The organism is Algibacter sp. L4_22, from assembly GCF_023473045.1.
Taxonomy (GTDB): domain Bacteria; phylum Bacteroidota; class Bacteroidia; order Flavobacteriales; family Flavobacteriaceae; genus Algibacter.
Genome location: NZ_JAMCOK010000007.1, coordinates 168,767 through 195,254, shown reverse-complemented (window position 1 = coordinate 195,254; position 26,488 = coordinate 168,767). Strand labels below are relative to the sequence as shown.

Sequence of the window (26,488 nt, the reverse complement as noted above, 5' to 3'; positions counted from 1 at the left end):
CCGATGGTACTGCATTTGTGGGAGAGTAGGTCGTTGCCTTTTTTAATCCTCAACAAGAAATTGTTGAGGATTTTTTTGTTATAAACTCAACGTGAATAATGAAAGATAAAGTGTATTGAATGAGCTGTTTACGATTTAAATAAGCTTTTTTTATTTTCTTCAATATAAGATAGCTGTATAATTCTGTATATTTACTTACAAATCGTTTTGGAATTGAAGATACAACAGCAAAAAAAACTATATTTTACAGAAGGTAAGTCGGATAAAGTTTACGAGGTGGATTTATGTGAATCTGGTGGAGACTTATTCGTGGTAAATTTTCGATATGGTCGTAGAGGAGCAACTTTAAGAGAAGGAACTAAAACCGTTTTCCCTGTACCTTATGATGACGCTCTGTCTATATTTAATAAGTTAGTCGAAAGTAAAGAGAAAAAAGGATATGGTGAGAATGGTTCAGTATCTATACCTGTTAAACAGAACACTGCTCGTGAAGACACCATTTTAAAGTATTTAGAGCAATCAGTTGCTGGTACTTATTCAAGAGATTGGAAAGTCTCTAAAATTATTTTAAGATGTGCAGAGCTTGATATTAAGTTAGCATCTCCACTTATAGCTCGTTTTATTAAATCTAATGACGAATTTGAACAATATGCTTCTATATATACGCTTTGTGTTTTAGAAGATGATACACATGTTGATTCGATTTATAATGTTTTCAAAACTGAGAATTTTTCAAATAAAAGCGGTCGTGTTGCTGTTGCATATTGTCTTAAATATGGTAACGATAATGTAAAGAAGGAAATTCAAAATAAGATTTTAAATACGCTTCCATCAGAATTAGGAAATAATATAAAACAGCCTAGATTATTTTACGCTGCATTAAAAGATTATTTCCTCAAAGAAGAGAAAATTGATGCTTCAGTTTTATATTATGTTTATTTATACAGTTATATCGAAAATTCCGGTAGGGAAGAGCTATATCAATTCCTTCATAGTATTCCATTAAAAGTAAACACATTTAAGTCTGTTAGATATATTTATCGAGTAGCCCACTTATTAAACGACTATCAGTTTTTAGGCTTGTTATCTAAAAGAATGGGTGTTAGTACACCTGGATATACTTCTAATTATATATATAGCGGTCAGCAATGGACTTCGGTCGATGTTGAAAAGGAAAAAGAGAATCCTTCTGTAGCCTTTTCATCTAAAACACAAAAATATTTTAATAAAAACACGTATAGTTTAGTTTATAAATTAAGTAAAACTAACATATCTGGTTATCTGGATTATGCAGTGTCTATGTTAGTTTCGTTAAATGATAAAACGGATAGAAACGCTTCTAATGTACAATACAACTATATTTATGATTCTGTTGAAAGATGCTATATTACCGAGCGTCGAATCTTTCCAAGATATCATGAGTTTTCTGCACTAATGTATGTGCTTTATGGTAATTCTACTATATTAAATAGAGATAAGGCCAAATGGTTTTATTCTGAAGATATTAAGTTAGAAGAACTCGAAAGGGCTGAAATTCTTCCAGAAACATGGAATAGTAATCCTGATAAAGTATTGTATGTTTTAAGTCATGCTAAGAGTGAGGAAGCTGTGTTTTTCGCATTACGAATTATAAAGGAGAATAATAGTATCTTAGATTCACTTTCTTTAGAAGATTTACAACGTTTAGTTTCTCATTATCATCCTAAGGTTTTGGAAGTGATTTTAGAATCTATAAAAGATAAATATAAAAACGTACAACCTGAAGATGCAATATTGTTAGCATTATTAAGTTCTAAAAATGAAAGAGCTATAGAATTAGGACTTGGTTGGCTTAATTTTTATGAACGAGATTACTTTTCTAGTGATGAAGTTGTAATCGGTTTATTACTAACTGGTGAAGTAAAGGTTATTAATTATTTAAAAACCTTATATAGTAGTATTTCTAAATACAACCCAGCACTTAATTTTAATGCATTAAGTAGTTTATTTGAATCCCCTTCTGTATTCACTGATGATTATCTTTTGGAGGTAAACAATTTAATAGGAAATACGACTTTTGGGAGCTTATTGAGTGATGTATCTTTGGAGGAGATTAATAAATTGGCATCTTCTAATAGTGTTACAAATAAATTATTTGCGGCTAATTTAGCTAAGCACAATAAAATAGAAACATTCTTATTATTTAAAGATTCGATAGATGAATATATTAATTCTGATGATGCTAGATTAAGGCAAGTTGGTATTGAGTTGTTATCTCAGTTTCCGGATCATTTTTTACTAGAGAATAGTAAAAAGATTAGCGGTTTTTGTTTTTCTGAATACAAAGAAGTACGCACAGCAATACAACCAACTATAGAGCGTTTGGTTAATTTAGACACAGATTTCAAAACAAGTCTTTTTAATAGCTTACTTATTGTATTAATTGATTCAGAAAAATATGATGGTTTACATGCTAACTGTTACAGCCTGTTAACAGAAAACTATAAACATTATTTAAATGATATTTCTCATGAGTTTATGTTTAAACTTGTGCTTTCTCATTATGAATATGCTCAAAAACTTGGCCTTCCTTTATTTAAACAACATATAGATTTAAACACGTTACCTGTTGAGAAACTTGTCTCTTTAGGTAATTCAGACGTTTTTGAAATACGTAAAATGCTTCAAGATTATTTTCAGTTACATATTCCGAAGATTAATTATGAGTTAGAAAAGGCATTATTAATTTTTAATTCAAGTTGGCAAGATATTATAGATTGGGCTTGCGATTATTTTGAAAGAAACATTGAAGAAAAAAACTGGACAGTTAATATGCTGTTATACGCTTGCGATCATACTAAAAACGAAGTACAAGCTTTTGGTAGAAAAATGATAACAGCTCATTTTAGCGAGGAGAAAGGTTTGCCGTTACTAATGAAACTACAAGAGCATCCTACAAAGGATATGCAGTTTTTTGTAACTAACTATTTAGAAACATATGCTAAAGATACTCCAGATGTTATTTTAAAACTGGAAACATATTTTAAAACGAGCTTATTTAATATTAATACACATCGTGCAACCAAAACGAGGATTTATGCTTTTTTAGAACAAGAATCTGTTAAAAATAAGGTGGTTGCCGAAATGACTGTACGTTTAATAAACAGTATTCTTGGCACAAAAACCATAAAAGATAGAAGTAATAACATTGATGTTTTACTGAGTATATATGATGTTTTTCCTGAAATTGAAGTTCCGTTATTAATAAAATCAAATTAAAAACATGCAATTTAATTATAAATACGGAGGCGGAAGTATTGTTAATAATGGAGTATCTAGCACTAATGTTAGTTTTGCTCCAGATGTACTTCGCGATCCTACATTTTTTGTAGGAACTTTAGATAAAAAAATTCCGTTTAGAGAAGCCATCTCTGCATTGCATCATGTTGTGGTTGCAGATTTTAATTTTCAACCAAAAGATAATTCGGCTTATTTGGCTTGGTTAAAAGGTCAGGAAGAGATTTGGTTATCGGAGGCTAGTTCCGATTTATCGAAATTGCGTTCAGAAATTCACGAGGTACGTGCAAAAATGGAAGGACTTCGTAAAGAGCGCGATTCTATAATGAAACCTTATTATAAAGCACAAAGTGCCTATTTTAAGTTTTTGTACAAAAGAGATATGGATGCTTGGATGGTTTTAGATCCGGTAATAACGGTGCATCCAGATCAAGTTTTTTTTGAATGTTTTAGTAAAGATGAATCTGTTTACGGCAAATTATCTTGTGGATATGATGTGTTTAAAGATATTAATGAATTTAAATGTGGTACCACAAACATTGATTATTCTAAGAAATTATATGAAGAGTTTCAGAAAATAAGAACTTATAAAGAGACAGACTTTAAAATAGACCCTAAAGGTTTTGATGTTAAAACAACCGGTGAAGATAATTATAGAGAAGTAAAAATTGATTTGCCCGATAGTTGGGTACGTGGCTTTTTACAAGTGAGTACAGCAATGACCACTAAAAAAGTATCTTTTGAACTAGAAGCTATTGATATAGCCAATTTTATTTCAGTATTAAAACGAAACAAAGAGCGTAAAGGCCCTCGGTCTATTAAATATATCCTGAAACCAAATGAACCTATTATTGCAGTTTTCGAACCTTGGAATATTGAAATTGTTTGTAATCAATCGATTTATAAAGGAGATGAACATGAAGAAATTAGAGTTTGGGGACGTAGGCGTATTTTACTTTTAGAACGATTACTGCCAATAACCAACAAATTTAGCGTTCATCTTTTAGGTAACGGCATGCCTTCATTTTACACGGCACATTTAACCAATGACATGTATTTTACATTGGGACTTTCTGGGTGGACAGCGAACGATTGGACACAGTCTAGCCAATTAGAATTATTAGCACCTCGTACATTAGTGCCCGCTACAACTATGCAAAGTATTTATTTAGAATTACGAAATACGTGGTTTTCAAGTGAAACAGATTTGGCTAAAAACCTAAATTTAGATGTTACTACGGTTAGTAAATCCATGGAAACTTTTGCGCAAGCCGGTAAAGTAATTTATGATCTTAAAAATAAAGTTTACCGTGTACGTGAATTAAAACGTGACGGTATTGATATAGAATCGCTTCGTTTTTCTAGTGAAACAGATAAGGACGCATATAGGTTAATGGAACAAGGTGCGGTTGCTAACTTAAAAATTACAGAACAGAACGGCAAAGTATTGTTAACCGCCACAGTAAGTAACAGTTATAATACGGTTGTATTAATTGATAAAGATTTAAAAATTACAGATGCTAAATGTAACTGTAATGAGTTTTATAAAAATAAAATGACAAAAGGACCTTGTGCACATATTTTAGCTACAAGAATCACTTTTGATAAAAAATAATATTATATTTAAACCATGGTAGTAATAAGATAACAACCTTGCATTTTGATTGGTGGATCGCCAATCTTGCTTACAGATACCGAACGCGTCACTGACTCGAACTTAACTTGTGAAATAGGTACTAGTGTACCGTTTCCGGTTAGACTTCTGCGAAGTGAAACAGTACACTAGTACCTATTTCACTGGAGTTGTTCAATTCAGTCTTGAGAATCGTACGAAGGGCATTCAAAATACATCTTATTGCTACCTTTTTTTTGTTATATGAGAAATAATTCTACGGAGAGAAGACAAGAAATTTATGATAAAATAAAGGCATCTTCTAAACAAGGATATATCCTTTCGGAAATGAAACGCTTAGGGTTTTGGAATGAAGGAGAACTTGATTTTAAAGCTGTAAATACGTTTTTTAATGAAGAAAGAGAATTATCACAGAAACTTCAAAAGCTATTAAAAGAAAAAAAAGTTATAGAAGATCCGGAAGCTTTTCTGGCTAAAAAACACCAAGAACGCAAGCTTGCTTCTAAACAATCTCAAAAAGAAACTAAAGAACGTCGTGAAAAAGAACGCTTAGAAAAGGCTGAGAAATGGCGTGTTTCTAAAGAGAAAGATATTATTTATTTAGGTGAAAATTATTCGCATCAATTAAATGAGCAGATATCTAATACTGAACGTTTAAAATCTAAAAACTTACCTGTTTTACATACAGCCGAAGATTTAGCGAAAGCTATGAATATCTCTATTGGTGAGTTAAGGTTTTTGTCGTTTTCAAGAAAAAACTCCAAAATTAGTCATTACAAACGGTTTCAAATGGCCAAAAAATCTGGTGGATATCGTTTGATTTCTGCGCCTATGCCTAAGTTGAAAAAGGCACAACACTGGATTTTAGAATCGGTTTTAAATATAGTACCTGTTCACCCAAATGCACATGGTTGCGTTATAGGAAGGTCTATTAAAACTAATGCCGAACCACATGTTGGGAAAGCTGTTGTTATTAATCAAGATTTTAAGAATTTTTTCCCATCTGTTACTTATGCGCGGATTAAAGGTGTGTTTTTAGCTTTGGGTTATTCTAATCAGGTTGCAACTATTTTTTCTCTTTTATGTTCGGAACCTAAAATACTAGATGTTTCCCTTTTAGGTGAAGATTATTATGCACAGCGTGGCGAACGTTTTTTACCGCAAGGCGCTCCAACAAGTCCTGCTATTACAAATATCCTTTGTAAAAAATTAGATTTTAGATTAACGGGTTTAGCTAATAAATACGGTTTTATATACACGCGTTATGTAGATGATATTACTTTTTCCGGAACTCATGATAGTTTTGATAAAATGACTCCGCTTTTAAAATACTCTAGATACGTTGTAAATAGTGAGAATTTTAATTTACATCCCGAAAAATTACGCATCATGAAGCGTAATGCCAAACAGGAGGTTACTGGTGTTGTTGTTAACGAAAAAACAAATATCCCGAAAGAAGACTTAAAGCGTTTTAGAGCGCTTCTGTTTCAGATTGAAAAAGATGGCTTAGAAGGTAAATATTGGACTAAAGGCGGTAATGTTTTGACTCAAATTGATGGATATGCCAATTATATTTTTCAAATAGAACCAGAAAAAGGTGTACTGTATAAAAAACGTGTTAATGCTATTCTTGTAAAATATAATTATAAGGAAAAACATAAGGCTAAGCATGTTCCAAAAGTAAAACCTAAATTAAATACATCATCTTCAGGTGGTGGTTTTTTCAATAAAATTATGTCCTTCTTTAAAAAATAGAAACAGTCTTTATTGATAATTTGTCCTTAGCAGATAGTTGCGGGAGTGATAGAAACGGCATCCTTTTTTGCCTGATAAGTATTACCGTGTAAATTACACAGTAGGTTTATAGAATTACGATGCAATTATTTTTATGAAACGATGTAAAAAAGATATAGTGGATAGCGCGGTTTTTATTTTTCTTAAAAACCCGCCCAAAAATTTTTTAATCGCTTTATTTTAAGTTGGAATTTGAACCAAAATAGCTGTGCCTTTATTTTTTTTACTTTTAATTGATAATCTGCCTTTTAGTATATTGATACGCTCTGTCATGGTTTTTAACCCAAGGCTATTTAGTGTGATGGTATCGTCGATATCAAAACCATTTCCGTTGTCTCTTATTAAAACCTTGATACCATTTTTTTGCTTTAATATATTTACAAATAGTGTACTGGCGTTGGCATGTTTTATAACATTACTAACAGATTCTTGTATAAATCTATAAAAATTTAGGGTTTCAACATCATCAAAGCGCGTGTTAACATCGTCTATTTCTAAAGTAACAAATAGATCTGTAGTTTCGTCTAGTTCAAATAGTAATTTTTGAATACTATTGGTTAACCCCAGTTTTGTTAAAGTGATAGGGTATAAGTCTCTAGAAATATGCCGAACTTCTTCTAGTGTGTTTTGTACAAGTAGAGATAATTCTGGCTGTTTTAACGATTGGGTTTTCCATTTTAAAAGTACAAGTTGTTGCCCTACACTATCATGCAAATCTTTAGAAATACGAGTGCGTTCTCGTTCTTGTGTTTTTATGAGTTCTTGAGAAAAACCTTGCTGAACAATTTCTCGATGTTTGGCATTGGTGTAAGAACGGTAAAACAATATGCAGGCAAATAAAACGAGCATACTAATTACGCCTAAGGTTAGTTGTTGCGTTTTGTTTTTATTTTCAATATTTAATAATTCAATGTTTGTGTTTTGAGCTTCTATTTTTCGGTCTTGTTTTTCGGTTTCGTAAAGGGTTTGGTAATAAGCAAGCGTTTTTGTGTTTTGTACGCTAGTAATAGAATCTTTTAAGGTATAATAACTCACAAAGTGTTCATTTGCTTTTTGTAAATTATTTGTTGCTTGGTATACTTTTGCAATAAATTTTTCGGCAAGCATAATTTCTTCATACCCACGTTTTTGTTTTCTTAGGGTTAAATATTCTTTCCCATACATAAGAGCGTTAGGGTAGTTTCCTTTTTGAAATTCTAGTGATTTTAATGCAAAAATGTACGATTCACGATTTCTACTAGATTTATTATTTAAATAGATTTGTTTAAGTTCTTTAAAGTGTGTCTCGGCTAAATTTCTGCTATCATTTTCGGAATATGCTATTACTAATTCTGCTAAAATATTGGCTTTTAAATACATTTCGTTTTCAGATTTTGCATTGTAAGCTAATGATGTTTTTAAGTATGCTATTTGCTTTTTGTAGTCGGTTATTTTTCTGTAATCGGTAGCTGCGTTGAAGTATAAGCTAATAAGATGATCGTTTCGGTTATCCTGTTTAGCCAGTTCTATGGCTTCATTTCGTTCTTTTTCTGCTTCGTTAAAAAAAGCATTTTTACTGTACAGAATGGATAGTGCATTTTTTGATGATAAGATGTTGAAGCTGTCTTTTACTTCTGTAAATATGTCTATAGCCGTTTTTAAACTTTTTGAAGCTTCGGGGAATTTGCCCATATCAGACTCTGTGTAGCCTAGGTATAAGTGAGCGAAACCTTCTAATCTTGTTTTATTATATTTTTGAGCATATTTAATGGTTTTGTTGTAGAATTTAACAGCTGTATCTACATCGTTTAAGTAATAATAACTATCGGCTACGTTTAAGTAAAACCTTGTTAGTGCATAGCTGTTTTGCATATGCTCGTAGGTTTTAATGTACTTATTATAAAGTTTTAACCCTTCTTCTGGTTTGCCTGTTATATTATTTTTGTAGTAGATTAAATCGGCAATATGGTTACCGGCAAGCTCTAAGGAATCTAGTTTTAAAGCGAAATTGATGGTTTGTTTTACAATAGAATCGTATTGTAATTCTGTTTTATATTTCACAATAGAAACCAAGCTATCCATCCATTTTAACTGAAGGTTTTTTTCGGAATTTTGAATCTTGGAATTTATCTCGAAAATAGATTTTTCTATATCCGAATGTTGTGCGTTTAGCGTTAATACATTAAAGAGGGAAATGTAGAAAAGTACTAACTTCATGCTAGTTAGGGTTTGTTTTTCTAAATATATGTGATTTACATGACAAAAAACAAAAAAGCCTTGAAAAACTTCAAGGCCACTTTATTTAAGGAATATTTAAATATTTATGTGTTTGTAAAGAAACTTTCCATTTCGGGTTTTTCATTACATAATCTACTATTTCAGGAACTACTTTGTCACGTTTACTCCATTCCGGTTGCAAGTATAGAATGCAGTCATTATTTACTTTATCGGCCTGTTCTTCCGCGAAGCGAAAATCATCTTTATTATAAATAATAACTTTAAGTTCGTGCGCATTATCATAAACGGCTTTTGTTGGTAACTTCATTTTCTTTGGGGAAAGACAAATCCAATCCCAAACTCCAGTAAGCTCATAAGCGCCCGACGTTTCAATGTGTACTTGTAAGCCTTCTGCTTTAAGCTGAGAGGTTAAAGGTGTCATGTTCCACATTAAAGGTTCGCCACCAGTAATTACTATAGTATCGCTATTCTTTTTTGCATTTTTAACAATTTCAGAAATTAATGTAGGCGGATGTAAATCGGCATTCCAACTTTCTTTCACATCACACCAATGGCAACCCACATCGCAACCACCGACACGAATGAAATATGCTGCTGTTCCTTTGTGAAAACCCTCACCTTGAATGGTGTAAAACTCCTCCATTAATGGAAGCATTTCTCCTTTATCAACTAATTGTTGTATTTCTTTCTTCATAAGTTCGCAAAGATACGGATTTCGTTAGTTTTTATAGAAATTTTGTTTTACATTCGAAGTCACATATAGTAATCTTTATTCTCTCAAAAGAACTAATAAAAATGAAAAAGTATTCCCTCATGCTTGCGCTATGCGTTAGCTTTTTCTGTGCGCAATCTCAAGTTGGAATTGGCACAACAACTCCCGATGACGGATCCGTTTTACAAATAGATAGTAAAGTAGGTGCTTTTGTACCTCCACGAATGACATTTAGTGAAATGTCTGCGATTCCAACTCCTTTAGATGGTGCTTTGGTTTTTAATACAACCCACAACACTTATTTTGTATATAGAAATGGTTTTTGGTCTAGTCAAACTAATGCTAGCTTAATATTAAATAAAGATTATCCTTCAGGTAATAGTGCGCTTTCTACACCAAATGACACGTATGTTGACTTTCCTATAGGGCCTTCAGATATAATTGCAATAAACTCGAGTGCCTATGATGTTACGGCAAATGGCACGGTTACAATAAAAGAAAGTGGTAATTATTTGTTTAGTGCATCTTTATCAACCAGTAATATGCCCAGTGGTTCCAAAAAATATATTATTGCACTTAATGTTAATGGTGCGTTAGTTGCCTATTTATCTCGAGGAGCTTCTAGCTTAACAAGTCCAGATTATTGGGGGATTAGTGGAACCGTTATGTATCCTATTGTTGCCAACGATGTAGTAACCATGCGTTATGTACTAAATAATGGAAATACTCCTATAAATGCCAAGTTTGTTAATATTGGTATTAGTCATCTTAACTAGTTGTTTTTAAGGTGTTAAATGTATTTGTTGCAGTTTTATTCTTTTTTTAATAATAAAAGCTTAGTAAAAAACGAATAGATGAGTTTAGTTGAAATATTGCTGTTTTTAAATATTCTTGCTATATTCGGGGAATAATTAATATAATCTGGCTCCCTAAAGCTATATAATAATGAAGAAATACACCCTCATGCTTGCGCTTTGCGTTAGCTTTTTTGGTGCGCAATCTCAAGTAGGAATTGGCACAACAACTCCCGACGATTCAGCAATATTAGATATTGATTCCGACAGTAAAGGTATTTTAATACCAAGGCTAACTACTACCCAAAGAAACAGTATAACATTACCCGCTATTGGTCTATTGTTATTTAACACCACTACAAGCAGGTTTGAATTTAACTCTGGATCGGTAGGAATACCAATTTGGAACCCTATAAACTCTCATGCTACGGTTAGTACCGATTTGGGTAATATATTGGGTTCAGGAACAGATTCTGGTGCCTATATTGGATCTACAACCTATGTAGGTAAATTTATAATTACAAATACGGGTACTCAATCTATCAGCGGTTTACCATTTGAACCAAGTTCTATTAAATTTTCGGCTTATGCGAACGTAGAAACTTACAATATAGATAGTGATAATGGAACTTCTAATAACGATAATTCCTTTCAAAATACTTTTGGGTCTATGCAAGGATATGCCAGTAACTATGGCGGAACTATAGATCAGCAAGTTGTTTTTAATGGAGGAAGTGGAGCCTCTATTAACGATATTTCTAGATATGCCTCGAGTTCTAGAGCCATAGGTATCCGTTATTCAAATCAAAACGGCGATTTCTTAGGTTTAACAGCAGCTGAAGTAACAAGTTTTAATACCGATGGGTTTACCATTAATATTTCTAATAGAACAGAAAACATTGTTGTTCTTTACGAAGCTTATAGGTAATGAAGCTTATGGTAAACAGAAATTAAGGAGTCTATTTACTTCCGTTGAAACCATATTTTTTTCTTCATTTTATTTACTGTATTTTTATGCAAAATATACAGTATGAGTAAGACAGATGCTTTTTTTAAATATATAACGGACGGAAATAAAACTAAAGGAGATTTTATAGCAGTTGGTGCAGCCATGTTAGATGGTGAAACTGTTACGGGTGCCCACGTAAAAATTCCTTTAAAAACCATGAATCGTCATGGCTTAATTGCCGGAGCAACTGGTACAGGAAAAACAAAATCACTTCAGGTTTTAGCTGAAAATTTGAGTGATAAAGGTATTCCTGTCTTATTAATGGATATTAAAGGCGATTTAAGTGGATTGGCTCAACCAAGTCCTGGGCATGCTAAAATAGACGAACGTCATGAAAAAATTGGTATACCTTTTGAATCCAAAGGATTTCCTGTAGAATTGTTAACACTTTCTGAACAAGATGGTGTTCGACTTCGAGCTACGGTGAGTGAATTTGGACCTGTTTTATTGTCTAGAGTTTTAGATTTAACCGATACTCAAACAGGGGTTGTTGCTGTTATTTTTCAGTATTGTGATGATAATAAATTGCCATTACTAGATTTAAAAGATTTCAAGAAAATTTTACAATATACTACCCAAGAAGGTAAAGCTGAGTTTACTGAAGCTTATGGAAGAATTTCTACGGCATCTACTGGAGCAATTCTTAGAAAAGTTATTGAACTTGAACAGCAAGGTGCTGAATTGTTTTTTGGTGAAAAATCTTTCGATACACAAGATTTACTACGTATTGATGAAAATGGACGTGGTTATATTAATATATTGAGGTTAACCGATATTCAGGATCGTCCAAAATTATTTTCAACATTTATGCTGAGTTTGTTGGCCGAAATTTACTCTACCTTTCCAGAACAAGGCGATAGCGACCGGCCAGAACTTATTTTATTTATAGATGAAGCTCATTTAATTTTTAATGAAGCTTCCAAAGCGCTACTCAATCAAATCGAAAGTATTGTAAAATTGATTAGAAGTAAAGGTGTTGGCTTGTATTTTGTTACGCAAAACCCAACCGATGTTCCCGAAGCCGTTTTAGGGCAGTTAGGTTTAAAAATTCAACATGCGTTAAGAGCGTTTACGGCTAAAGATAGAAAGGCTATTAAATTAACAGCGCAAAATTATCCAGATTCCGAGTATTATGATACTACCGAAGTTTTAACCTCATTGGGAATTGGAGAAGCTTTAGTTTCTGCATTAGATGAAAAAGGACGTCCAACTCCATTGGCTGCTACCATGATGCGTGCACCTATGAGTAGAATGGATGTGTTAACCGATGGAGAGTTAAGTAGTTTACTTTCAAATTCTAAAATGGTTAAAAAATACAACGAAACCATTGATAGAGAGAGTGCTTACGAAATGCTTAACGAAAAAATAAAAGAAGCTGAAGCAGACGAAGCCAAAGAAAAAGCAAAAAAAGAACAGGAAGCTCTTAAAAAAGCAGAATCTAAAAGAAAAACAACAACTCGTCGTAGAAGTACAGCGATGAACCCTATAGTTAAAGTGCTTACGAGTGCAACTTTTATTCGTTCTGTTTTTGGGATTTTGACCAAAGTGCTGAAAAAATAAGAACTATTTTATTAGATTATAATTTACTAGGAAATAAATAACTGAATTAAGATTATGTATAAAATATTTTTTAGTCTATTGTGTTTTACGGTTGCTTTTACAAGTTGTAAGAAGGATCGAGATCCTTTTGAAATTTCTAAACATCATGTTGGTTTATTAACCGATTCTACGCAAGTCAAGGATTTAAAACTCGTTTTTCCTAACGATTCTATCGTTCGATTTATTGGAGGCGATGAGTTTCTGGGAAATATTAATAATATTGAAGTTTTCGAAAAAGGAGGAAAAAAATTATTAACCTTATTACCTAAACATGCTTTGGATTCTACATCCACGATTTCAGGAATACGTATTATGGATCCTCGTTTTACAACCGAAAAAAAATTATCTACTGTTAGTGTGTTTAAAGACATAGATAGCCAATACAAAATTTCTCGAATTAGTAACTTAATTAATTCTATAGTTGTTTCTGTAGATGATATTAATGCTAGTTTTACCATTGATAAAAATGAGTTGCCACCTAATTTGAGGTTTGATATGAACTTGAAATTTGAAAGCACCCACGTTCCTGATCAGGCTAAAATAAAATACTTCTTTATTAATTGGTTAAATTAAAAAGTCCTGAATGAACCCGTTTTTATCCAAAATATTAATAGATGTCGCTCGTAAACAGCTTAAAAAGAAGCAGAGTAGTGTAGGCGATAAGCCTATTAGTATAAGGCAAATTGTGCCTTTGGTACGGAAGTTTCAGGTAGAATTAACACATGCTGTAAAAGAATATATTTTTATAATCATAGGTGTGTTTTCTGCTGGTTTTGGGCTAAAAGGTTTTTTATTACCAAACAAATTTATAGATGGTGGAGCTACTGGGATTTCTTTATTACTGGAAAACGTAACATCTCTGGAATTAGGATTCTTACTTGTTTTAGTAAATATTCCTTTTTTAATACTCGCATCTAAAACTATTGGAAATAAATTTGCCCTAAAAAGCATCGCAGCCATTACTCTTTTAGCTTTTGTTGTTCATTTTGTAGAATATCCTATTATTACAGAAGATAAACTTTTAATAGCCGTTTTTGGTGGTTTCTTTTTGGGTTTAGGTATTGGTTTATCTATGCGTGGAGGCAGTGTTATAGATGGCACTGAAGTTTTGGCTATTTATTTAGGTCGAAAATTATCCCTAACTATTGGAGATGTATTATTACTAATTAATATCGTAATATTTTCTGTAGGAGCTTATGTTTTATCTATTGAAATTGCTCTGTATGCGATATTAACTTATCTGTCGGCTGCAAAAACCGTAGATTTTGTTGTAGATGGAGTAGAGGAATATGTTGGAGTTACTATTATTTCTAATAAGCATGAGGAGTTAAGAGTTATGATAACCGAGAAGTTACGTCGTGCATGTACTATTTATGCAGGAAAAGGTGGCTTCGGAACTAGTGGAGATAGTTATGATAAAGATATTATTTATACCATAGTTACTCGTTTAGAACTTGCAAGACTACAAACCGAAATAGATAAAATAGATAAAAATGCATTTATCATTATGGGAATTGTAAAAGATTTAAAAGGTGGTATGATTAAGCGGAAGCCTTTGAAGTAAATCAATAAATTAAACAAAACAAGTGAAACAGTTTTTTAGCAACGGGAAATTATTAATTTCTGGGGAATATGTAGTTTTGGATGAAGCCGTTTCTCTGGCCGTACCAACTAAATATGGACAATCTTTAATTGTTGAAAACATTGGTGAACCCAAAATTATTTGGCAAAGTTTGGATGAAAAAGGAATAATTTGGTTTGAAACTGAATTTAAACTAAAAGAAGATGAAATCCTAAACTCTAATGATGATGAGATTTCTAAAAGACTTCTACAAATATTAAATACTGCTAAAAAACTTAATCCTGATTTTTTAAAAGACGGATTAGCTTATAAAGTGACTACTAAGTTAGATTTTCCTAAAAACTGGGGTTTAGGTACATCTTCAACCTTAATAAATAATGTTGCTAATTGGGCTCAAACTGATGCTTATGTATTGTTAGAAGAAACTTTTGGAGGTAGCGGTTATGATATTGCTTGTGCTCAAAACAATTCGGCAATTACTTATAAGTTAAATGGAGATTTGAAAGAGGTTCTTCCTGTAAAATTTAATCCTAAATTTAAAGAAGACTTATATTTTGTTCATTTAAACAAAAAACAAAATAGTCGAGATGGTATTAAACATTATTGTGAACATAAGGGAGATTTATTGGCGTCCATAAAGGAGGTTAATAGAATTTCTCAAGAAATGATAGACTGTGTTTCTCTAGAAGCCTTTCAAAAATTGATGGAAACCCACGAAGCTATTATTGCTGAAATAACGAAACAAACACCAGTAAAAGAAAAACTATTTAGCGACTTTAAAGGCGCTATTAAAAGTCTTGGTGCTTGGGGTGGGGATTTTGTTTTAGCGGCTTCAAACCAAAACCCAGTAGCATATTTTAAAGCAAAAGGTTTTGATACTGTTATTCCTTATCAAGACATGGTGCTTTAGTTTTCAATCCAAAACTTCGTTTTATATTTTTAGTTTAAAAATATAATTTTATAATAGAGTGTTCAGAAAGTATAGCGCATAAAAAAGCCTCAAGTTAATGAGGCTTTTTTATAATTTAAATCAATTTGTTTTTATTGAACCTGTGTTTTAGCTCTGTTATCTTCAATTTCCGAAGCATCTTTTAAAGCATTGTATAATTTAGAATTTACAACGTTAGATTTTTGTTGAGCAACTCTGTTAGCAGAAGCTTGGTAATTATCTAAGGGTGCAGCAGGCGTTACTTTAGTTACTTGAACCATGTAAACTCCATTGGCTCCATCTATTAATTTAGAGGTTTCTCCTTCGTTTAATCCAAATGCAGCACCAACAACTAAGGGCTCTCTACCAGCTCCAGAAATAGTTGGGTTTTTCATATTAATGGCAGAAGCTGTACGCACACTTTTCTTTTGTGCAGCAGCTAAATCGTCTAGTGTAGTTGCAGAAATTTGTTCTCTTAGCATTGCTGCTTTTTTCTCTTTTCTTAGAATAGGTAAAACAGTTACCGTAGCATCATCAGCAGACATTAAACCAGCTTCGTGTTTTGCTACTAATTGAGCAATTACATATCCGTTTGTAATATTAAAACGTTTTAAATCGCCAACTTCAGCATCAGCTTCAAATGCCCAACGAACAATTGGTCTTTGGTTACCAACACCAGGGATAGTTTCATCTAATACTTTAATGCCGTTAACAGGACGTACAGTATAACTTTTTTCTTTTGCTAAAGCTTCAAAATCTTTATCTGCAGCAGAAATTTCAAAACTAGATGCATCTCTAAATACTTTATCAACTGTCGCATCCGATGGTTGAATTTGTCTTGCTAATGTTCCAACTTTTATAGCTTTTGTTTTGTTTTTTTGTCCTTCAACTTCAATAATATGAAATCCAAACATTGTTTTTACAATACCTAAATCACCAACTTTACCTTCAAATTCAAAATCATTGAATTCTGGTACCATTGTATTGTAAGCATGCCAATCGTAACGTCCACCATTTTCAACACTTCCTTGATCTGTAGAAAATTCAGTTACGAAATCAGGAAATTTAGAAATATTAGATTTTAAAATAGTTAAAAGACTATCTGCAGTTGCTTTTGCTTGCTCTTCTGTTTGAGTTGCTTGAGCTCCAGAACTTCTTGTTCCAATAAAAGGAATTAAGATGTGACGTACTTTAGCTGAATCTGGAATTTGCTTAACAGCAATTACTTTAGATATTTTAAAGTATCCATTATCTTTATAAGGCCCATAAACTTGACCTTCATTTAAGTTATAAATAGTATCGGCAACAGCTGATGGTAAGCTAGATTTGAAAACAAAACGATCATCAAATTTAATATCAGAATTAGAATTGATAAAATCTTCGTTGTTTGTTGTGTTTAAGAAACCTATGATGTTTTCGTTAGCTTTGATGCCTTCGTTATATTGAACACGATCTGTTAAAAGTGTTTTTAAATCTGCTTTAATAGCATTTTCATCCTCTACACTTGCAAATTCTTTAAACTCTACAAAACGAATATCACGAGATGCTTCAACTTCATATTTTTTAGCATTTTTACTAATGTAGCTAGAAATATCAGATTTAGAAACCTTTACTAAACTATCGGCAATTGAAGAATAAGGTACTTGTACATATTTAATATCTACTTTATTATTTTCAAGCATATATTCTAATTCGCCTTCAGCAAGAGTTCCTGTTAAACCAGCTTTAACTAAGTTAAAGTAGTTTTGTTGTAACGCATTGTTTGCTAATTGCTTTTCGTAATTAACCCAACTTTCATAGCCTGCTGGCGATGTTTCTTTTAGGTTAGCAATGTATTCATTAAGTTTTGCTTCGTCAAACATTCCAGCTTCGTTTAAAAACTCTGGACTAGATGCAAGTGCCGTTTTTAACAAATCTTTCATTTGGTCTTTCTCAACAGAAATTCCTAGTTTTTCAAATTGTGCATTCATTACAGCATCACGAACTTCTTGATCCCAAACACGGTTCATAACTTGTGTACTTGTTGCACTTGCACCTGCTTGGCGTTGCGCTACATCTACTTTTTGAAGAAATGATTCACGCGAAATATCTTTACCATCTACGGTACCAACAATATTTTGCGATTTTGCTGAAAGTGCATCACCATTTTTAAATAAATCTGCTAATACAAAGGAAAATAACGCTAGCGCTATAATTAAGATTAAGAATAATGAACGCTGTCTGATTTTATTTAAAACTGCCATCTGTAATTAAAATGTTTTAGAATAAATCCGTTATTTGGATTTAGCTTGTTAAATTTGGTTATCAATTTACGACTAAATTGATGAAAATATCGTGCGCGAAAATACCATTTTCTATTTAATAATGAAAGGGATATTTATTGTTTTGTGTAATGTTGTCACTTCGAAGTGATATTAGTGGTGTTATTTATTGAAGATTGGTTGAATTCCTGTGAATGATTAAGGAAATGGGATATATAAAAAAACAGGAGGAAATATGTTTTTGTTCTTAGCTAAACACCTAATCATCTTGTTTTAGTTTAAGTTCAACCAAATCAATTTTTGTGGTTGAAACTTCTAAAATTGTAAATTGAAAATTGTCAATTTTTACAATTTCATTTTGTTCAGGTATTTGTTGCGTGTGGTTTACAATTAAGCCGCCTAAGGTTTCATAGTTTTCACTTTCCGGAAGGTTGATTTTGTAAGTTTCGTTTAGATAATCAACTTCCAAACGTGCCGAAAAATTAAAAGTTTCATCTTCTAGTTTTTCTTCAATTAAAACAACCGTATCATGTTCATCTTCAATTTCACCAAAGAGTTCTTCAACAATATCTTCCACAGTCATAATTCCTGCAGTTCCGCCGTATTCATCTAAAACCACAGCTATACTTTTATGCTTTTTAGTAAGTACACCGAGCACATCTTTTATTAAAACTGTTTCTGGCACAAACTCCACTGGCAGCATCATGGCTTTAATGGTTTTTGGTTTTTTAAAGAGCTCGAAAGAGTGAGCATAACCTAAAATATCATCTATGGTATCTTTATAAACTAATATTTTTGTGCAACCAGTTTCAGTAAAAAGCGCATTTAAGGTTTTAATAGATTCTTTAATTTCAAGAGCAATAATTTCAGTTCTTGGAACCATAACTTCACGAGCTTTTACTTCGGAAAACTCTAAAGCATTTTGAAATATTTGAATTTCGGTATCCACTTCATCATGTTCTTCAACCGATTCCATTTGCTCGCTAATGTAATTACCTAATTCAATTTTTGTAAAGGCAAGTTGAATTTGGTCGCCTTCGGTTTTAAAAAAAACTCTAAGAACAATATCTGAAATCCAGATAACAAAATCGGAAATAAAACTAAATAGGATATAAAAAAAATAGGCAGGAATAGCCAGGGCTTTAATTAATTTATTCGCATAAATCTGAAAAAATACTTTTGGTAAAAATTCCGCAGTTATTAAAATAACAAGGGTAGATATAATGGTTTGCGATAATAAACTTAAATCATTAAGCAAATAATTTATTGGCCCGTAAGGTGTTGGAAGCATAGACCGAAACCAATCTACTAGCAAATCGCCCATAAAAAAACCATAAATAACCAATGCAATATTGTTACCAATAAGCATAGTAGTTATAAATTTCGAAGGTTTTACTGTAAGTTTACTAAGTATTTTAGCGAGTAAGCCTTCTTGTTTTTTTTCAATTTCTATATGGATTTTGTTTGAAGAGATGTAAGCAATCTCCATCCCTGAAAAAAAGGCAGAAAGGATTAATGATACAATTATGATGATGACATAAATGCTCATTTATTTAGTGTTGTTGCTTTTCTTTTCAAATCTGCGTCTAAAAAAGAACATGAATATTGCAACAGCCAATAGAAAAATACTTAGGTATGCGCGACTTCTATCTATATTCCATGTTTTAAAAACGTCGTATATTAGGTAGATGGCAAAAGCTAAATATAAAAATTTGGAAAATTTTAAATAATTCATTGGTTGTTTTTTAATCTAGGCAAAGATAATTAAAATAACAGACGTACGATTTTATTTGTATTACTGTTTTAAAGTGAATGTTTTTAAGACTATAAATTAAATGTAGAGTGGATTGTACTAAATTAATCTTCCATAGTGATAATACCTGTAACTTCTAATACTTCGGCTTTTTTGAATTTAGTATCAGAATCGAATCCATTACCATGAATTTCATCGGTTTTTGTTTTATAGGTAACTGGGTTATTAGTGAATAACCATTCTTTTCGTTGATCGTAAAAAAGCTGATCAGATTTTAAAGAGGAGCCATCGTGCATTGTAATAACAACGTGACCTTGTAGGTCTATTAAATCGGTATCGGTATATATAATGGCATAATCTGCAACAACGGTGCTTTTAGTATCGTCATCGCCATATATATATAAGGTAAAGTCATCAACAAATTCATAGTAAGGAAAATCTCGATTAGAGTAATCTAGCATTTTCGTACTTATTAAGTTAGTTGTAACGCGACCAGAATCGGTATGCTTTAAATTAATATTTTCGGCAACACCAATAGGTTCATTTTCTGAAACTCCAATTTTTTGAACTTCCTTTAAACTGTTGTTACATGAAAAAAACATAGCCATGCAACTAAGCATGACTATGTTTAAAATATGATATGTTTTTTTTCTAATCATTAGATATTTGGTACGGTAACCGAAGCGCCAATCCAACATCCAATTTTAATGCTTTGACCAGAACATGAACAGCTAAATATTTCAGCTTTATGTGGAGCCTTTGCGGTATAGTTTGCTACAGATGCAGCAGCAGCTTTTCTTAAAGTTGGATCTACACGCGCAGCTTTTCTAGCTTCGTCTGCAGCTAACCAATATACAGCTCTTTTGTTAAAGTTAGTATCTCCACAGCTATTTGCGCTTGCAGCATACATTGCAGCAATAGATAAATGTGGACGACCATTAGAAGGGTTTAATGCTAACGATTGTCTAAAGTATCCTCTAGCTTGACCGTAACTTCCTCTAGCTTTAAGTTTAATTCCAATTTTGTTATTTAATTTGGCTTTCTTGAAGTTATCAGTTTCTAAATCAATAGCTTGTTTGTAAAATGCGATAGCTTCATTGTTTTTACCTTCTTTATCTTTTAAGATACCTAAGTAGTATGCAGAATTAGCAGAAGGTGAAATTTCGTGATAAGCGTTTACTAACTTAAAGAATAATGGATCATCAGTACAATCTTTTTCAGACATTTTTCCTGCAGCTCTTTGTAACCAAAGGGCATTGTTCTTGTTCTCTTCGAAATCTTTTTGATATAAAGGAATTAAGTTTTCACAGTTAGCACGTGTTCCTAATTTTTCATCAATACCAGAAGAAATTTGATCGTAAGCTTTTAAATAACTTTCGTAATATCTTTTGTATTGGCCTTCTTTTTTAGTTAACTCAGTTCCTGCGTCTTCTTTTACTATTAACTGGTTTAATTTTTCAGAATAGTCTTTTACTTCATCTTCAACTTTTTCAACAACATCATCATATTTGTTAAATAAATCGGATGCTGATTTTTTCCCTGAATCATATAAGCCTACCATTAAAGAGAAGTACGTATATAAACTCTTTGGGTTTTCAAAGGTGTCTTTGTCAGCTTTATATATTGCGTCAAAGCAGTTGTATAATTCTTCGTCTGATAAATTTAATAACTGTTTATTATCGTATTTTAACTGGCATGCTTGTGCGCCATATTCCCCAACTGGAGTTTTACTAGCAAAATGCTCGGCACGCTCTTCCCAAAGTTTTAGTAAATCGTTAATGAAAGGTAACTTTGCAGCACCTTCATTTTTTTCTATTTTATCTTCTAAAATCTTTTCTCCATCAATATAAATGGCATTATTAAATTTAGGACACTTATTTCTTACTGCCATCCAAGGCTCGTAAGCTGCATCGAAATTTTTAGATTTTACATATTCATGGAAAATCGAGAGTTTAGACATGCACTCTTCATCTTGTTGTGCGAAGCCAATATTTGCCCCAACAAATAAAAGCGTCAGTAATAGTGTAATTTTAGTTTTCATGATATTAATTTTATGTTGTTAGTCAAATTTTCTTTTATTAAACCATCTGTCGTTCAAAGATAAACTTAATTGGAAATTAACGAAATTCTCTTGTATTAAATTACTGTTAGTGGTACCGCGTTTACCAACTTCAACACCTAAATTAGCATTAGAGAAAAAACTTCCAACTGGTAATCCTAGACCAAAAGACATGCCAAACTCGTTTATCGATTCGTTTTCTATCTTTAAACCGGTGTTTTCGAAGTGTAAACCAGCTCTGTAAACAACACGTTTTAAGTAGCTTGTGAATGAGTTGTACTTCGGAATATAAAAACCACCAAGCTTAATTGCAGATTGATCTTCGTAAGCAGCACCGTTACTATATAAGGCGTTAGTAAAATCACTTGTCTTTAAATATTCCGATTCTACACCTACAAACCATTTTCTTGGTTTCCCAATACCTAAACCAAAAGTGACTTTAGAAGGTAAAACTAAATCAGTTTCTTGTAAGTTTCCTAAATCGGTATCTGCAATGTTTACAGCAAAGCCTGAACTAATAATGGTTGAGAAAGAACGTGTGTTTTTGGATCTTAAGCTGCTTTCCGGAGTATAAGTAAGGCCAGAAATAAGTTCTAACTTCTCGTTTAGCATTGTTCTGTATGATGCTCCTAAGTTGATGTTTAATCCACTTAAATCCGATCTGTTATTTTCCCTACCTTGGTATTGTACGGGATCGCCTTCACTATCGTAAATATACTCTATTGTACTATTTTGAGTGTTTCCAAAGTTATATTGAAAATCTACACCTACACTAAATTCTTCAGTAATTTGATAACCAAAACCTAAAAAAGCCTTATTTAAACCACCTTCGCCATTAAACCTGTTCGAGATAGTTTCATTATCATTATAAGCTTCAAGTTTATAACCAACAGATGTGTATGGCATAAGTCCAAAACCAAAACCAAAATCACCCATAGGAATAGAAATCGCTACGTAATCGAAGGTCGATGAAGAAGCATTGTCCTTACTAGTCTCACTTTTTAAGTTGGTGCTATTATAAGTTCCTCCAACAGTAAATTTTACTGGTCGGCTTTCGTTATTTAAAATATCTAGGTTTTTGCCTGCGTAGGATGCCGGATTTCTTAGGTTAACATGTATACTGTCATTATAGATGCTTAATCCACCCATACTGCGGTTTTCCACCGTTCCTTTAAATTTAAGGCTTCCAATACCGTAAAAAGAATACGGAGATGCCGTTCCTTCTTGTCCGTAACTTTGAATTGCAGTTATTGCAATAAAAACGAGTACAAGTTTTTTTATCATTAATTTGAATTAAATTGTAAAATATAATAAAGTCCTTCCAAAAGGAAATTTGAGTTGACAAATATGCTACTTTTTAATTGTTTAGACAAGAAATTAGTATCGCCACCTGTTAAAATAATTGTTAAATCTAAATATTTCTCTTTATAGGTAGCAATATTTCCGTCAATTTCATTTAAAACACCATAAACAACTCCAGAATGTATTGATGATTTTGTTGAGTTTCCAATAATAGATTCTGGCATTTCTGTATTTAATAACGGCAAATTTGCGGTTAAATTATTCAATGCAGCATAACGCATTCGTAAACCAGGTGAAATTGCTCCACCTAAATATTCATTATTAGCCGTTATAAAATCGTAAGTTATACATGTGCCAGCATCTATAATAAGTACATTTTTATTAGGGAATTGTTTAACCGAAGCACAAACTAAAGCAATTCTGTCTACACCTAATGTTTTTGGTGTTTCGTATAAATTAGTAAACGGAAGTTTGGTTTCGCTATTCAAAATGGTTAAATCGAACAATTTACTTATAGCAACTGTGTCTCTTTTAGTTAATCGCCCAACGGATGATATGATGGCTTTTTTTATTTCTAAATACTTGTTTTTTAGTTGTTTAATCTCTTTTAGTACATTATCTAAATTAACAACTTGTTTGTCCATAAGGAGGTCTTCCTTAAAAACAGCAAGCTTTACAAACGAATTCCCAACATCAACAATTAAATGCATAAATTATATAAAAACGTAAATTTACAAAAGTGACATTAAACTGATTCTTAATTATTATATAATATTTGAAAATTTATTATTCTTTATAATATGAAGAGCATCAGTTAAATATAAATTATTTTTATTTTTTTTGAAAATTCTTTTGGCAGATACTAAAATAGAGTATATATTTGCAACCGCTTAACAAAGCAATGGTGCCTTAGCTCAGTTGGTAGAGCAAAGGACTGAAAATCCTTGTGTCCCTGGTTCGATTCCTGGAGGCACCACCATAAAAAACCCGACTCAATTGAGTCGGGTTTTTTGGTTTTAAAAAATTACTACTTTGGATATTACTAAAAATGGATCAAGACTAATTGTTGTGTTTATGCAAAAATTGTAGATAATCTATAAAGAAAAAAATCTGGGTTTCTCACGCCTCTAAGTTAAAGTATAAATGTTTTTTTGGGGTATTGAATGTTCAGTTGAATCGAGCGAGCGAGAATGCTTCTGTTTATAAAACAGTTTAATAAGGGGCGGTAGTTTGTTTTATTGTGTTTACAGTTGTTTTAAAGAGTTGATAGCTCTTATTGCTCCATGTTTTGTGTCAATGTACTTTTTTATATAAGTTGTTTTTATTGATTTAGCTGAGTTAAACATATTTCTAAGCTCTGTGTTAATTCGAAATCAGTTTTAATATCTTGATATTCACTAAACATTATTTTGCGTCTTAGGTTCTGGCTTTCTATCTAATTAGAAGGTGCTTTGTATAGTAACTGCCTGATTTTAGTAAGTAGTTGTTTTCTTGTGTTTATATTCTTAAATATCTGAAGTGTATAGTTTTTGCTTTTAATCTTGGTTTATTCATTTTCAGGATTTATTGCATCTCGTCTAAGTTTTATTCTAATATTCTGTAAGTTGTGTATCTCGAATTTTCCAAGGATTGTTTTTGATATTTCTGAATATTGTTAAAATTAGGCATAAAAAAACCACCTAATTAAAGGTGGTTCTTAAAATTTTTAAAGTAATAATAAATATTAGTGCTTTAATTTATCAGCTTCAGCTTTAACAGCATCGGCAGCTTTGTCTAATTTTTCACCAGCAGCGTCAACAGTTTTGTTAACGGCTTCACCTGTTGCTTTAGCAGCATCATTTACAGCATCGCCAGTTGCAGTTGCAGCATCTCCAGCAGCTTCAACAGCTCCATCAACAGCTTCTCCAGTTGCTTTTGCAGCACCTTCTACGGCATCACCTGTAGCTTCAACAGCTCCATCAACAGCTTCTCCAGTTGCAGATGCAGCGTTTTCAACAGCATCACCTGTAGCTTCTGCAGCATTTTCAATAGCATTTCCTGTAGCATCAGCAGCGTTTTCCATTGCGTCTTGAATAGAACCATCTTTTTTCTCATCTCTACAAGATGTAAAAGAGATACTTAAAGCTACTAATAAAGCTGTACTTAATAATAATTTTTTCATTTTTTTGTGTTTTAGTGTTTTAATTTAAAGAACAAATCTAATATCTTTTAAATTGAATATGTTAAATTTTCTTAATTTTTACAATTTCAGTATTAAATTCAAGCTTATATACGTAGATAGTCGATAATTTGGACGACAGCACCCTTGTTTTTTTTGATATATGAAGAATTATTTTCACCAGATTGTTTTCGAAACAAGGAATTTTCGATTAATTTATCTAGAACTGTGTTAAATTCCTGTTGATTTCCAACTGAAAATAAACCTTTTAGATTTATCATGGCCTGTGCTTCTGGAAATTTTTCATGATTTGTTCCTATTATAATAGGGATTCCAAAAACAGCAGGTTCTAAAGTGTTATGTAATCCTGTGTTTCCCATGGCGCCACCAACATAAGCAATATCTGCATAATTGTAAATTTTTGTGAGTATGCCAATGGTGTTTACAATAAATACGCTTGCTGTTTTTAGGTTGGCATTATCCTTTTCAGAAAACAAAACTGTATCAACCTTTAAATTTTGCTGTAATTGATTTATTTGTCCGTCCTTTATATTATGAGGTGCAATAATGAATTTTACTTGATCTAATTGTTTAGAATTAATATAACTTGTTAATAATTTTTCGCCTTCAGGCCATGTGCTTCCGGCAACTACACAAAGTTTGTTGTCTTTAAAGGTTTTAATAAAATCTAAATTGTTGTCTAATTCTAGCTGACTGTAAACTCGGTCGAAACGTGTATCTCCTGAAACCGAAACAGAATTATAATTTATAGATTCAAGTAGGGTTTTAGAAGCTTCGTTTTGTGTAAAAATATGTTCGAACGCAAATAATGCTCGACGTAAATTTTTTCCATAGAATTTAAAATAAGATTGATTTTTTCTAAATGCAGCCGAAATAAGAATGGCTCGTAGTTTTCTGCGTTTAACTTCATTTAAAAAGTTTGGCCAAATATCATATTTTACAAAAATGGTGAGTTCTGGGTGTACTATATCCAAAAAAGCTTTTGCATTTTTTTTAGTATCTATGGGTAAGTAGACTACTATATCTGCAATTGGAGAGTTTTTCCTGATTTCGTAACCAGACGGAGAAAAAAAGGAAAGTATAATTTTATGATTGGGATAATGTGTTCGTAATTTCTTAAAAACAGGTAGTCCTTGTTCATATTCACCTAAGGAAGCGCAATGAAACCAAAAAGTTTTGTCGTCTTTTTTAAGTACGCTATTTAAAAGTTTAAACGTGTTTTTTCTTCCAATAACTCCGTTTTTAATTTTAGGGTTAAATGGCGAAATAGCTTTAAGCACTATATCTGCAAGATGTATGAGTATGTTATAAATAAAATGCAATTTTTTTCTTTGGGGCTAAAATACATTCTTTAAAAGGAATTCATTGCTTAACGTTTATGAATTTTGTA

The 26,488-nt window shown here is 32.0% G+C and carries 19 protein-coding genes and 1 tRNA gene; 10 read left to right on the top strand and 10 right to left on the bottom strand.

The features are described 5' to 3' along the window. The first annotated feature begins 213 nt into the window (after positions 1-213). The 3 genes from M4I23_RS17425 to M4I23_RS17415 all read left to right on the top strand — a co-directional run bounded on the left by M4I23_RS17425 (position 214) and on the right by M4I23_RS17415 (position 6,664). A complete protein-coding gene (locus tag M4I23_RS17425; RefSeq protein ID WP_249755239.1) occupies positions 214-3,258 on the top strand; it encodes a WGR domain-containing protein in 3,045 nt (1,014 codons plus the stop codon). 4 nt (positions 3,259-3,262) lie between these two features. Further along, positions 3,263-4,891, top strand: coding sequence for an SWIM zinc finger family protein (locus M4I23_RS17420; protein WP_249755238.1), 1,629 nt, complete (start codon positions 3,263-3,265; stop codon positions 4,889-4,891). Between the two features lie 261 nt (positions 4,892-5,152). After that, complete coding sequence (locus M4I23_RS17415; RefSeq protein WP_249755237.1) at positions 5,153-6,664, top strand: reverse transcriptase family protein; 1,512 nt, start codon at positions 5,153-5,155, stop codon at positions 6,662-6,664. 219 nt (positions 6,665-6,883) lie between these two features. Here M4I23_RS17415 and M4I23_RS17410 read toward each other — a convergent pair whose 3' ends face one another. Beyond that, positions 6,884-8,899: a sensor histidine kinase gene (locus tag M4I23_RS17410; RefSeq protein WP_249755236.1), complete on the bottom strand. Its 2,016-nt coding sequence runs from the start codon at positions 8,897-8,899 to the stop codon at positions 6,884-6,886. A gap of 85 nt (positions 8,900-8,984) precedes the next feature. Then, complete coding sequence (locus M4I23_RS17405) at positions 8,985-9,614, bottom strand: 7-carboxy-7-deazaguanine synthase QueE (protein ID WP_249755235.1); 630 nt, start codon at positions 9,612-9,614, stop codon at positions 8,985-8,987. Positions 9,615-9,715: 101 nt separating this feature from the next. Here M4I23_RS17405 and M4I23_RS17400 point away from each other — a divergent pair, with 101 nt between their 5' ends. The 6 genes from M4I23_RS17400 to M4I23_RS17375 all read left to right on the top strand — a co-directional run bounded on the left by M4I23_RS17400 (position 9,716) and on the right by M4I23_RS17375 (position 15,526). After that, the gene (locus M4I23_RS17400; protein WP_249755234.1) at positions 9,716-10,408 is read left to right on the top strand and encodes a hypothetical protein; all 693 of its coding nucleotides are present in this window, start codon (positions 9,716-9,718) and stop codon (positions 10,406-10,408) included. A 169-nt stretch (positions 10,409-10,577) separates the two neighbouring features. After that, positions 10,578-11,354 (top strand): hypothetical protein, encoded by a 777-nt coding sequence (locus M4I23_RS17395; RefSeq protein WP_249755233.1) that lies wholly within the window; start codon positions 10,578-10,580, stop codon positions 11,352-11,354. 102 nt (positions 11,355-11,456) lie between these two features. Continuing rightward, a complete protein-coding gene (locus tag M4I23_RS17390) occupies positions 11,457-12,995 on the top strand; it encodes a helicase HerA-like domain-containing protein (protein ID WP_158845491.1) in 1,539 nt (512 codons plus the stop codon). A 54-nt stretch (positions 12,996-13,049) separates the two neighbouring features. Continuing rightward, positions 13,050-13,607, top strand: coding sequence for a hypothetical protein (locus M4I23_RS17385; RefSeq protein ID WP_249755232.1), 558 nt, complete (start codon positions 13,050-13,052; stop codon positions 13,605-13,607). A 10-nt stretch (positions 13,608-13,617) separates the two neighbouring features. Beyond that, the gene (locus tag M4I23_RS17380; protein WP_249755231.1) at positions 13,618-14,598 is read left to right on the top strand and encodes a YitT family protein; all 981 of its coding nucleotides are present in this window, start codon (positions 13,618-13,620) and stop codon (positions 14,596-14,598) included. 22 nt (positions 14,599-14,620) lie between these two features. Next, complete coding sequence (locus M4I23_RS17375) at positions 14,621-15,526, top strand: GYDIA family GHMP kinase (protein WP_249755230.1); 906 nt, start codon at positions 14,621-14,623, stop codon at positions 15,524-15,526. Positions 15,527-15,657: 131 nt separating this feature from the next. On the opposite strand, the gene M4I23_RS17370 is transcribed toward M4I23_RS17375, so the two are convergent. The 6 genes from M4I23_RS17370 to M4I23_RS17345 form a co-directional block, all read right to left on the bottom strand. Continuing rightward, a complete protein-coding gene (locus M4I23_RS17370; protein ID WP_249755229.1) occupies positions 15,658-17,787 on the bottom strand; it encodes a SurA N-terminal domain-containing protein in 2,130 nt (709 codons plus the stop codon). A gap of 277 nt (positions 17,788-18,064) precedes the next feature. Then, entirely contained in the window at positions 18,065-19,354 is a 1,290-nt protein-coding gene (locus M4I23_RS17365) for a hemolysin family protein (RefSeq protein WP_158845478.1), read from the bottom strand. A gap of 308 nt (positions 19,355-19,662) precedes the next feature. Continuing rightward, entirely contained in the window at positions 19,663-20,217 is a 555-nt protein-coding gene (gene lptC / locus M4I23_RS17360) for an LPS export ABC transporter periplasmic protein LptC (protein ID WP_199269906.1), read from the bottom strand. Next, positions 20,217-21,599: a hypothetical protein gene (locus M4I23_RS17355; RefSeq protein WP_249755228.1), complete on the bottom strand. Its 1,383-nt coding sequence runs from the start codon at positions 21,597-21,599 to the stop codon at positions 20,217-20,219. Before M4I23_RS17355 ends, lptC begins: the two co-directional genes overlap by 1 nt. Before the next feature lie 18 nt (positions 21,600-21,617). Further along, on the bottom strand, positions 21,618-22,901 hold the full coding sequence (locus tag M4I23_RS17350) for a hypothetical protein (protein WP_249755227.1): 1,284 nt from the start codon (positions 22,899-22,901) through the stop codon (positions 21,618-21,620). Beyond that, positions 22,901-23,629 (bottom strand): type III pantothenate kinase, encoded by a 729-nt coding sequence (locus M4I23_RS17345; protein WP_249755226.1) that lies wholly within the window; start codon positions 23,627-23,629, stop codon positions 22,901-22,903. Before M4I23_RS17345 ends, M4I23_RS17350 begins: the two co-directional genes overlap by 1 nt. A gap of 193 nt (positions 23,630-23,822) precedes the next feature. Here M4I23_RS17345 and M4I23_RS17340 point away from each other — a divergent pair. Next, positions 23,823-23,898 (top strand) — tRNA-Phe (locus tag M4I23_RS17340). Positions 23,899-24,642: 744 nt separating this feature from the next. On the opposite strand, the gene M4I23_RS17335 is transcribed toward M4I23_RS17340, so the two are convergent. Further along, positions 24,643-25,080: a hypothetical protein gene (locus tag M4I23_RS17335; protein WP_249755225.1), complete on the bottom strand. Its 438-nt coding sequence runs from the start codon at positions 25,078-25,080 to the stop codon at positions 24,643-24,645. A gap of 104 nt (positions 25,081-25,184) precedes the next feature. Then, complete coding sequence (locus tag M4I23_RS17330) at positions 25,185-26,420, bottom strand: 3-deoxy-D-manno-octulosonic acid transferase (RefSeq protein ID WP_158845461.1); 1,236 nt, start codon at positions 26,418-26,420, stop codon at positions 25,185-25,187. Between the last annotated feature and the right edge of the window lie 68 nt (positions 26,421-26,488).

What these genes read in the sequence shown, in the direction of transcription:
- M4I23_RS17400 (WP_249755234.1), top strand. Translation starts at nt 9,716, where the DNA reads ATGAAAAAGTATTCCCTCATGCTTGCGCTATGCGTTAGCTTTTTCTGT.
- M4I23_RS17390 (WP_158845491.1), top strand. Translation starts at nt 11,457, where the DNA reads ATGAGTAAGACAGATGCTTTTTTTAAATATATAACGGACGGAAATAAA.
- lptC (WP_199269906.1), bottom strand. Translation starts at nt 20,217, where the DNA reads ATGATTAGAAAAAAAACATATCATATTTTAAACATAGTCATGCTTAGT.
- M4I23_RS17385 (WP_249755232.1), top strand. Translation starts at nt 13,050, where the DNA reads ATGTATAAAATATTTTTTAGTCTATTGTGTTTTACGGTTGCTTTTACA.
- M4I23_RS17395 (WP_249755233.1), top strand. Translation starts at nt 10,578, where the DNA reads ATGAAGAAATACACCCTCATGCTTGCGCTTTGCGTTAGCTTTTTTGGT.
- M4I23_RS17420 (WP_249755238.1), top strand. Translation starts at nt 3,263, where the DNA reads ATGCAATTTAATTATAAATACGGAGGCGGAAGTATTGTTAATAATGGA.
- M4I23_RS17355 (WP_249755228.1), bottom strand. Translation starts at nt 21,599, where the DNA reads ATGAAAACTAAAATTACACTATTACTGACGCTTTTATTTGTTGGGGCA.
- M4I23_RS17405 (WP_249755235.1), bottom strand. Translation starts at nt 9,614, where the DNA reads ATGAAGAAAGAAATACAACAATTAGTTGATAAAGGAGAAATGCTTCCA.
- M4I23_RS17350 (WP_249755227.1), bottom strand. Translation starts at nt 22,901, where the DNA reads ATGATAAAAAAACTTGTACTCGTTTTTATTGCAATAACTGCAATTCAA.
- M4I23_RS17365 (WP_158845478.1), bottom strand. Translation starts at nt 19,354, where the DNA reads ATGAGCATTTATGTCATCATCATAATTGTATCATTAATCCTTTCTGCC.
- M4I23_RS17345 (WP_249755226.1), bottom strand. Translation starts at nt 23,629, where the DNA reads ATGCATTTAATTGTTGATGTTGGGAATTCGTTTGTAAAGCTTGCTGTT.
- M4I23_RS17370 (WP_249755229.1), bottom strand. Translation starts at nt 17,787, where the DNA reads ATGGCAGTTTTAAATAAAATCAGACAGCGTTCATTATTCTTAATCTTA.
- M4I23_RS17410 (WP_249755236.1), bottom strand. Translation starts at nt 8,899, where the DNA reads ATGAAGTTAGTACTTTTCTACATTTCCCTCTTTAATGTATTAACGCTA.
- M4I23_RS17380 (WP_249755231.1), top strand. Translation starts at nt 13,618, where the DNA reads ATGAACCCGTTTTTATCCAAAATATTAATAGATGTCGCTCGTAAACAG.
- M4I23_RS17415 (WP_249755237.1), top strand. Translation starts at nt 5,153, where the DNA reads ATGAGAAATAATTCTACGGAGAGAAGACAAGAAATTTATGATAAAATA.
- M4I23_RS17335 (WP_249755225.1), bottom strand. Translation starts at nt 25,080, where the DNA reads ATGAAAAAATTATTATTAAGTACAGCTTTATTAGTAGCTTTAAGTATC.